Annotated in this window: 6 protein-coding genes and 4 pseudogenes; 5 read left to right on the plus strand and 5 right to left on the minus strand. The window is 68.8% G+C overall.

All coding sequences use genetic code 11. The annotated features are described in order from the left end of the window. Nucleotides 1–1,073: 1,073 nt before the first annotated feature. From IPQ09_26450 to IPQ09_26460, 3 genes and pseudogenes are all read left to right on the plus strand, one after another. Nucleotides 1,074–1,189 (plus strand): annotated as a pseudogene (locus IPQ09_26450) (chromate transporter). Nucleotides 1,190–2,030: 841 nt separating this feature from the next. Further along, on the plus strand, nt 2,031–2,333 hold the full coding sequence (locus IPQ09_26455; protein MBL0197693.1) for a hypothetical protein: 303 nt from the start codon (nt 2,031–2,033) through the stop codon (nt 2,331–2,333). 53 nt (nt 2,334–2,386) lie between these two features. Beyond that, complete coding sequence (locus tag IPQ09_26460) at nt 2,387–3,112, plus strand: hypothetical protein (GenBank protein ID MBL0197694.1); 726 nt, start codon at nt 2,387–2,389, stop codon at nt 3,110–3,112. Here the strand turns inward: IPQ09_26460 and IPQ09_26465 are convergent. Then, a pseudogene (locus tag IPQ09_26465) lies at nt 2,994–3,623 on the minus strand (hypothetical protein). The gene IPQ09_26460 and the pseudogene IPQ09_26465 sit on opposite strands and share 119 nt — an antisense overlap. A 447-nt stretch (nt 3,624–4,070) precedes the next feature. On the opposite strand from IPQ09_26465, the gene IPQ09_26470 reads away from it, so the two are divergent. Then, on the plus strand, nt 4,071–4,478 hold the full coding sequence (locus tag IPQ09_26470) for a transposase (protein ID MBL0197695.1): 408 nt from the start codon (nt 4,071–4,073) through the stop codon (nt 4,476–4,478). Nucleotides 4,479–4,643: 165 nt separating this feature from the next. Here IPQ09_26470 and IPQ09_26475 read toward each other — a convergent pair whose 3' ends face one another. From IPQ09_26475 to IPQ09_26490, 4 genes and pseudogenes are all read right to left on the minus strand, one after another. Further along, entirely contained in the window at nt 4,644–4,925 is a 282-nt protein-coding gene (locus IPQ09_26475) for a hypothetical protein (protein ID MBL0197696.1), read from the minus strand. Beyond that, nucleotides 4,922–5,753, minus strand: a pseudogene (locus IPQ09_26480) (ATP-binding protein). Before IPQ09_26480 ends, IPQ09_26475 begins: the two are co-directional and overlap by 4 nt. 101 nt (nt 5,754–5,854) lie before the next feature. Beyond that, nucleotides 5,855–7,282, minus strand: a pseudogene (locus tag IPQ09_26485) (transposase). 92 nt (nt 7,283–7,374) lie between these two features. Continuing rightward, nucleotides 7,375–7,989 (minus strand): hypothetical protein, encoded by a 615-nt coding sequence (locus tag IPQ09_26490; GenBank protein ID MBL0197697.1) that lies wholly within the window; start codon nt 7,987–7,989, stop codon nt 7,375–7,377. 139 nt (nt 7,990–8,128) lie between these two features. Here IPQ09_26490 and IPQ09_26495 point away from each other — a divergent pair, with 139 nt between their 5' ends. Then, nucleotides 8,129–9,172, plus strand: a complete 1,044-nt coding sequence (locus IPQ09_26495; protein MBL0197698.1) for an IS3 family transposase — start codon at nt 8,129–8,131, stop codon at nt 9,170–9,172. Nucleotides 9,173–9,328: the final 156 nt, after the last annotated feature.

Genomic DNA, 9,328 nt, shown 5'->3' on the forward strand with positions numbered 1-9,328 from the left:
TGCCTATCGCGAGGGAGGGTCAAGACTGGCACCCCCTTGCGAGCCGGGGTTCGCTGCGGCACGTCCGTCGGCTCGCCGATGCCTCGCAGGAGGGCGCCGCCGGTCTCGGAGCTCGTCCGCCAGCACGTCGCGTCGAAGGCCTCCCAAGTTGGGCCCACGCCCGTCGTGGCGAGGGGCCTTCGACGTGACGACCTCGGAGGTCGCTGCCTATCGAAGGCGGTCTTCGACGCCCCCCGTTACGGGAGACGTTGCGTCGAGCGCGAACCCCGAGGCCGCCCGCTCGCAAGCTCGCTGCCCTCTCGTGAGGAGGTCCACGTCGCCGGCCGGAGCCCCGTCGCCCCATGCCAGGGCTCTCGACAAACAGCCGAACGTTAGCATTCAGTCGTGGGCGCCGAATCTTGCACGCGGAAGCGGGCAAGATTCGGTGACCATCGGCTGCAATGCTCTGTTCGGCACAGAGGGTGACGGAAGGGCGTTCCAGTCTGATATCGACGGTGCTGTCGAGCCAAGAACGACAGCGATTCACTTGGAAAGGCACGGCTCCCAGCGAAAGTGAGGTGTGCGTCGAAGGGATGTGGAGGGACGGGTCTCGGCACACGGCCCGCGCTGCTGGTCGGCAGAAGGGTGCATGATGCATTGAGGCCACCGAACGTCGCCAACAGGAAGGAGGCGGCGTTCGACACTGGCATCGCTCGGCGCGGCAGAGGGGAACTGGCACCCGGCCGGAAGGAGCCCGAGCTCGCAGTCCGGATCGAGGTGGCCGCGAGCGAGGGCGAGGGGTTGCAGACCGGCAGGGCGGCGCTGCAGGCGAGGGTTGGGCGCTTCGGACTCGCAACGACGTCGCCCGGAGCGAGGCCGAGACGGTCCGACTGAAGTCGAGGTCGCGCCGTGCGAGAGGGTCCAGCTAAGGAGCGGAGGTGCCGGAGGCGCTTCGGACTCGAAAGGATATCGCCGCGAGCGAGGGCGCGATACGGTCCGACTGAAGTGGACGTCGCGGTGTGGGTGAGGGTCCAGCTAAAGAGCGGAGGCGGCCGCAGGACGATTTTGGCCGAGCGAGCGTAAAGCGAAGGGCCGCGGGCTCCCTCGTCCTCGGCGGTGGTCACGTCGTGCTCCCGCTGCTTCGCGCGGAGATCGTGCCCAAGGCTGGCTCTCGGACGACCAGTTTCTTGCGGGCTACGGCGCCGCGCAGACGCTCGGGAAGATGCGCAGCACGCGGCGCATCCGGGTGCTTGGCGAAGTGCCGCAGCCACGATGCCGCGTCCACGAGCGCCGGCATGCGGTCGTCGGGGTCGCGCACCGCGTCGGTCGTGGCTGCGGCCGGCGCGGACGCGGCCGGTGCGTTCGAGGGCGCCGGTGGCGCAGACGAGGCAGGCGTGGCCGGTGCAGCGCCTGCGTCGGTAGCTGCCGCGGGAGGCGGGGTCGCCGGGGCGGGCGGCGCCGCGGCCGCGGCCTTCACCTCGGCGTGTTTGGCCTTGGCACGGTTGAGGAGATCGTCGACGTCGTCGCCCTCAATCTCCGCGCGCGCGCGCCGCGCATGGTTTGTAGGCCTCGAACTCTTTGATCGCCTGCGCCGCCTGCTCGTTCGCGTTCATCCCGGGGATGCTCTGCGACACGAGGAACAGCAGGCCCAAGTTGTGTCCACCGCCACTGTCCCTCCGAGGAGGGCTTCTTGAGCGTGATCCGGACGAGACCGTCAGGTCCTCGCGTGACCCGTTCCTGCGCGACGGCGGGGCGTAGCACGTACTTCACTGTCTAACCCGCGTTGACACCGGCCATCAAGCAAAGTATGGTGGCACGAATTCCGTCGCCTCCGGGGAGCCATGACACATCTTTCGCGCCCGCTGCTCAACCCAACTTCCCTACGTCGTATTGCCCTCATGGCATCGATAGGACTCGGATGCGCTGGGTGCGGCTCCCCGTTTGTCGCGCATGGAGTGACGAAGGTGGGCTCCGATTTCTCGCCCCCTGCGAAGGCGACATGGTCTACCCCCAACTGCCAAGTAGAGAAGACGAAACGTATCACCGACGTCATGAGTTACACGCTCATCGACTACAACGGCGCGCCGGGTCTGCTCTGGCGCGCTCGCGACGGCGGTGGCGATGCGTACGTCGTGACCAACCGTTGGACCGATGAAAAGGGTGACCACTACTTTCGCTGGATTACGGGAAGTGCCATGATTTCGGTTTCAGGCGGATTCGACGCCATCCTTCCCAAGGACCCCGGCGCAGCGACGCTCGTCGTGTACGACAAGAGCGATGTCACCGCAGAGGGCGGCGTCACGAAACCCGCGATGACGCCCGTGGGCACGTGCGCGATGGTCCTGGGCAAGTGAATGTCAGCCCCATGACACGTCGGCATGGTCGGAAGCGCTCGGGGCATCTACAGATGTGGACCGTTCGCGCGATCGCGGGCGCTGCCATCGCGATCGTTGCCTGCTCGGGCACCTCCGAGGGGACGAATTCGTCCAGCCCCTCCAAATCGGGCCCGAGCTGCGACTTGAAGGAGGGCAAGTATTACAGCAGCTGCAGCGAAGGTTGCGGTGACGTCATGAGCTGCAACACGTTCTGCCGCTCGTGCGACTTCAAGTGCTACGTGTCGTGCGTCACGAACGACGACTGCAGCCGGGTCGGCGCAGGATCGTGCGAGACCAGCACCACCGGCACGAGCCGTTGCTCCAAGGCACCGTCGAAATGCCCGGGCGACTCCACGTCCTCCAATTCGGGCGGATCCAGCAGTGGACCCTCGTGCCCCACCTCGCCGACGTACGGCAAGAGCGGCGGGGACTTCGGCGCACCATGCTCGCGCGCTTCGGACTGCGCCTCTCCGCTAACCTGCGCCCATGGATTCTGCAACGTCGAGTCGTGTACCAAGAGCGCCGAATGCCAGGGCCGCACCTACGCCGGAGATTGCGTCGGCGCGAACGGGCAACGGTGGACGTGCTCGGGAGGGACCTGCCGCTCGGGGTGTAACTCGCCGTCCCACTGCAAAGCGCTCAACGCGAAGGGGTGGTGCCCGGGCGGGGGCTCCATCGCGCGTGACCACAACCTGTCCATTGGTGTCTGCTACTTCGGGAGCTGCAACAGCAGCGGCTACTGCGACGCCGACTATTGAGCGGAGCGTCGGCCCATAGGCGTGGCGGAGAGCGAGGGGGCGTTGTCGGCGCGCGTGCGGTCTGCATCGAGCGGGTCGGGTAGTGGCAGAGGTAGACGAGGCCGAGGGACTCCACCGTGCGCGTGCGGCGGTACTCCGGGTTGGCCTGGTAGGTGTGGAGCCGGTCGATGTTGAAGCCGGTCACGTCCACGTCCGGGCGCCCGGTCGTGATTCAGTGCGCCGTCACGCGGCCGAGCCCGCCGCCCGTGAGGATGCCGATGGAGTTCAGGCGGACCGGATCTGCCTGCCCCCATGCAAGGCGTGGGCGCTCGGGACTCGGGCGTATGTTGGCTATCGCGATGGAGGCGGTGGCCCGGCCGGTCTTGGGTGGACGCTGCCTATTGGGATAGAGGCCGAGAGCGCCGCCGGCTCGGAGCTCGTCCGCTCGTCCGCCAAGCACGTCGCGTTGAAGGCCTTCCAAGTTGGGTCCACGCCGCGCGTGCGAGGGAGGCTTTCGACGTGACACGATCATCGGGAGGGAGGTCGACGTCGCGAACCGGATCCTCGTCGCCCCACGCGAGGGAGGTCGACGCTGCCCGTCGCAGACTCCCGCCGCGTCGGGCGAGCGAGGGACTCTCGACAAACAGCCGAACGTTCGCGTTCAGCTGGGGGCCGAGCGAGCACGCGATAGCGGGCGAGCTTCGTAGACCCTCAGCTGCAACGCTCCGTTCGGGTCGACTTCGCCCCCTCCGTACAGGGCCATTCGTCGCGCTCCCAGGTTCGCGTTCCACGCCGAAGCGCGCTCCCAAGCGCTCCGGGCTCGGCGCCTCGCCGCCTCAAGGCACACCGCCATGACGATGCCCCGAGAGAGGGGCCGACGCACCAGTTTACCAGTCCCCCCTCTGTGCCAACGTTCGTGAGAAGGCCACCCCCACCGAGATTAGTGTACGAACCCCGCAGGGCGAGACTGGCATGACCCATGACGAACGTGATGTCGTTACCGGCGATGAAGTCCGGGACGGAAGTGAGCGAGAAGGCGAAGCGGCGCCGGTATAGCGCCGAGTTCAAAGCGCGGATCCTGCGCGAGGCCGAGGCCTGCACGGCGCCGGGAGAGCTCGGCGCGATGCTGCGGCGGGAGGGGCTGTACTCGTCGCACCTGGCCGCGTGGAGGGCGCAGGCCAAGAGCGGGCAGACCACTGGGCTGGAGCCGAAGCGGCGCGGGCCGACGGCGCGGGTGGTGGATGCGCGCGACAAGCAGATCGTCGAGCTGCAGCGAGAGGTCACGAAGGCGACGCGGAGGGCGGAGCGGGCCGAGGCGTTGGTAGAGCTCCAAAAAAAACTCTTACAGCTGCTGGGGATCGCGTTGCCCGGACCGGAGGAGACGTGATGAGCGCGGTGCTCGGTGTGGCGCCCCACCACGGCGTGCTCGCTGAGCGCAAGCAGGAGACTTGATGGGCCGCGTGTCACGAAGAGTGAGGTTCGGCGGTCGAGCGGGGACACCCGGCCCCACCGCGACGGCGGGGCCGTGGCGGTGGAGCGACGGTGCGCCTGTTCAGAAGTGGCTGAGGTGTCGGGTGCTCGTACGCGGGGGGAGGTGGCCCACGAGGTCGGCGTGGTAGTCGACATAGCGGGCAGCGTCGCGGCGCAGGCGATGAAGCGAGCGGAGCAGGGCGAGGGCTCGCTGCTGCGAGGGGGCCTCGCCGGGTAGGCGGCCGAGGGACGCGGGGTGAGCGGCGCGGACGGCGGCGTCCGCGAGGTCGAGGACCACGAGCAGCGCTGCGACGGAGACGAGGTCCGGGAAGCGGCGCCGCGCCTCGAGGAGGTCTGGGCTCACTTTCGCCTCGCGACGCGAGCGGTGGGCTGGGGCGCGACGACCTCGAAGAAGAGCTTCTCGTCGATCCTCGGGGCCTCGCGCTCCGCGGCGGCGCTGAGCAACTCGTAGCCGATGTTCGCGAGGACGCGGTAGTTGCCGGCGGCGTGTTCGGCCATGACGGTCCGCACCTCCGTAGACATCAACTGGGGGCGCCAGCGACGTCGAGGACGTGATCGAGACAGGCGACGAGCTCGTCGCGCGCTGCGGGCTCGAGCTTGAGCCTTCGGCGGATGCGGGTACCGAGAGGCAGCAAGTCGGCCGACCGGAAGCGCTCGGGGAGCCGGGCGTCGCCGACGAAGACGACGGTCAGCAGCGACTGGGCGTCGAGATCTTTGCTGACGAGCAGGCGCAGCTCGGTGAGGACGTTGCCCAACATCTCCTGCGCCTCGTCCACGATGAGGACGGGCCGGAGCATCGTCGAGGAGAGATGCTCACTCCAGCGAGCGCGGAGCGACTTGAAGCCAGCCCAGTTGTTGTGGGTCTTGAGCGGCACCTCGAAGAGGCTGCTGAGCTCGCGGTAGAAGTCGGAGGCGCGACCGACGGGCCGCTCGACGATGCCCACGAGCAGGTCGGAGCGGCGGGCGAGGCGAGAGGCCAGGATGCGCATGGCCGCAGACTTCCCAGAGCCTGGGTCGCCCGTGATCATTGCGAAGCCACCGTCCGCGAGCCCAAACTCGAGGCGCCTGCAGAAGGTGTCGATCGCGGGCGTAGCGAAGAGCGCCTCGGTCGGTAGACCGGGGAGGAAGGGGTTAAATTGAGTCCGTAGAGGGTCTTGAGTGTGGAGTTCATCGGTCACCTCGGTCGTCGGAGTCGTCGTGGTCGTGATCTTCGTGCTCCGGAGCAACGGGTTCGGCGCCCGCCCCGCTCCCGTCGGCGGCGCCGCCCGCGTCCAGCGGCAGGTAGGCCGGCGGCAGCCCGGTCGCCGCGTACTCCGCCATCAGAACTCGCAGATGAGGCGCGATCCCCGCCCCACGCGCGTCGCGAGCCAGGTCCTCGGCCCGCTGAGGCACACCGAGCGGACGGCGAGCGCCGCTCGCGTTCTTGGCCTTGTCGAGCGGCAGCAGCGTCGCCAGGTGGGTGCCGTGTCGCGCGTCGACGAGGTCGGCGCTCGACAGGTCCCAGCGCGCGAAGCGCACCGTCGGCCGCAGCAGCACGCAGTAGCGCGCGGGCACCTCGAAGCGGACGCCCTCGATGGTGATCGTCCCGTCGCTGCGGCGCAGCGTGCGCACCTCTTCCTTGCGAAAGGCTCGACGCAGGACATCCATCGAGGGAGCCTCGCGCGCGACCGCGGGCCCGCGCATGGCACGCTCGAGGGGAGTCGTGCCGAGCTCGCTGTGACGCTTGCGGTGGTAGTCGAGCTCCACCCACGCCTGCGTCGCCTCGTTGAGCTTCGAGAGCGTGAGCTCCGCCTCACCCTCGAGCATCGCCATCAGGCGCCCCTCCACCAGCCCCCAGAAGCTCTCCTGCTTGCCATTCTGCTCAGGCGTGTACGGCAATGTCGTGTGGTGCACGATCGAGAGACGCGCCAGCCCCTCGGTGCTCTCAGCGGCCATCATGGCCGAGCCGTTGTCCGTCAGCAGCGCGCGCGGCAGGCCCCGCTTGAGGATCGCCTGCGACAGGCCGTGCGCCCACGCCTCGGTCGTCTGATCCAGGTACCACTGCGCGTGACAGATCAGGCGCGAGGCGTCGTCCATGAAGGCGAGCAGCTGAGGCCTCTTCATGCTCCCGTCCGCGAGCGCGATGGCGCGCGAGCACTCGTGGAAGTCGGCGTGCCAGAGCCCGTGCACCTGGGTCACCTCGAAGCTGCGCCGCTCACGCGGCTCGAAGGCCTGAACCTCGCCGCGCTTGCGCTTGCGACGACGCTGCTTGACCATCCCCTGCTGGCGCATGTGACGCGCGATCGTGGCGGGGCTCGGCACCTCGCCTAGCGTCGCGTCCGCCTTCACCAGCGCCGAGAGGTTCTGGTGGTGAAGCGCGTACGTCCAGCTCGGGTGGGCGCGGTACTGCACGGCGAGCGCCTCCCGCAACGCGGCCCCGAGCGATGGGCGCGTGCCCGCGTGCGACGGCACCTTGCGCGCGAGCGCGTCGATGGGGTCCGTCTTCGCGTTCCTCGCCGCGTAGTACCAACGCTCGATCGTCGACGCGCCGTAGCGCAGCGACTCGCGGGTCGTCGGGTGCTCCCAGCGCCGCGAAGCGAGCGCTTCGACGTGCTCGCGCAGCTCCCCCACGTCCGGTGGGCAGGACAGCAATGGCCCCACGATCGTGAAGCGAAACCTCGCCCACTTCATCCGGGCTGACTCGTGGCTCTTGTCGTTCATCTCGGGTCGTCCTCCTGCGCAGGCCCTCCTGCGCGTGTGCGACAACCCTAGAAATCAAGACGGTCCCGTCTACGACCGTCCTCTGCGTGCGGTCACCCAACCATCGCCGAACGTGCCCGTTCAGGGGGAACCGTCGCCGTCGTCAGTGGCGCCAGCAGCCGGTGCGTCGTCACCGCGCGCTCCGCCTCGGTGCCGCGCGCGGACCGCATCAGCGCCACCACCACGTTCGGGGCCACGGCGCCCGACGACACGACCAGCGCCGCGACCAGCAGCGTCACCCTCGCGTCTTGCCTGACCCGCCCCCAGTAGCTCTCCCAGCGGCTCGTCGTCTGCCGCGATGGCGACGGCGCCGACGCGACCTCTGGGGCTGCCCTCGACGCCACTCCGCGCAGGGCCGCCCACGCCACCATGACCCGCATCGCGTACACGAATCGCCCCAGGAACCGCACCGACGCCGGTGTCGCGCGCCTCCGGCAGCCACGCACCGAGCAGCACAGCGACAGCCGCGAATCGTACCGCCCGGCGATGGCCGCCCCTTCGCCGACCCCGCGGACCTTGCGCGGGTAGTTCGCCACGTCCAGCCGCCCCCCGCACCCCGGCCGACTGCACCGGCCCCTCCGCACCGCCCAGGCCGCCGCGACGTCGATCTCCAACAGTTTCGCGTGGAACTTGTCCTCGTCCGCGATCTCGCTCACCCTCTCCACCATCCGTCCTCCTCGACTCTCTCAGTCGGAGACGGACCCTCCCTGAACTCACCAATGGTGGCGAGTTTTCGGAGGGGCTTTGTCCATCGCCCCTCACGAAACGTGTCGCGAACGCCAAGCGGCCCCCTCAGTTCACAGGGGCGTGCTCATCGCGACGTGTGCAGCGTTCGGGATCGCGGTCGCGACGTACTACCGGAGGAGGTCCCCGATGCACGGCCCTCGTCCCGCGCGCCCATCGCCAGCGCGACGCCTCCCCGACCCTGAGCGAAGGATGGTGCTCGGGGTGTTGCACGAGCCCCGCTTCGTGGATCTCGCGCCCGCCGAGGTCTTCGGCATGCTCCTCGATGAGGGCCGACACCTGTGCTCGGTGCGGACGATGCACCGGATCTTGGCCGAGAACGAGGAGGCACGCGAGCGGCGCAATCAGCTACGCCACCCGGCCTACACGAAGCCCGAGCTGTTGGCGAGCGCGCCTAACCAGCTCTGGAGCTGGGACATCACCAAGCTCCATGGACCGGCGAAGTGGACCTACTTCTACCTCTACGTGATCCTCGACGTGTTCAGCCGTTACGTCGTCGGGTGGATGGTGGCTCATCGGGAGTCCGCCACCCTCGCCAAGAAGCTCATCTCCGAGACGTGCGACCGTCAGGGCATCAAGGCCGGGCAACTCACCGTCCACGCCGACCGCGGCACCTCGATGACCTCGAAGGCCGTCGCGTTCATGCTCGCCGACCTCGGCGTCACCAAGACCCACTCGCGGCCCCACGTCTCCGACGACAACCCATTCAGCGAGGCGCACTTCAAGACCCTCAAGTACCGTCCCGACTTCCCCGAGCGCTTCGGTTCGATCCAGGACGCGCGCGGCCACAGCAGCGACTTCTTCCGCTGGTACAACGAGGAGCATCGCCATTCGGGTCTCGCGATGCTCACGCCGGCGGATGTCCACGCCGGCCTCGTCGACGAGCGCGTCGCGCAACGCCAGGCCACGCTCGACGTCGCGTTCGCCGCTCACCCAGAGCGCTTCCCTCACGGGCGCCCGATCGCCCGACGCCCTGCGTCCGAGGTCTGGATCAACAAGCCCACAGAGGCGCCTGGCGCGGCGCCTGCGGGCGAGACGCCTCGCGATCGATCTCGCGGTGCTGGCGCCGTGACAGGCGCCCTCCGCGACACGCCCGCCCCTCACTAAATTCAAGAAACGACCTTCTCAAATTCGTTGACACGTTCCGCCCCCCGATGCCTCGTGGGAGCGCCGCCCAGCGCCACGAGGCCGACGCTTCGGGCCGGAGCGCGCGCCCCTAGTACTCGGCCGCCCACGCACGCGCCTCGACGCCGACGCGCTCGA

The organism is Myxococcales bacterium (assembly GCA_016720545.1).
GTDB lineage: Bacteria > Myxococcota_A > Polyangia > Polyangiales > Polyangiaceae > JAAFHV01.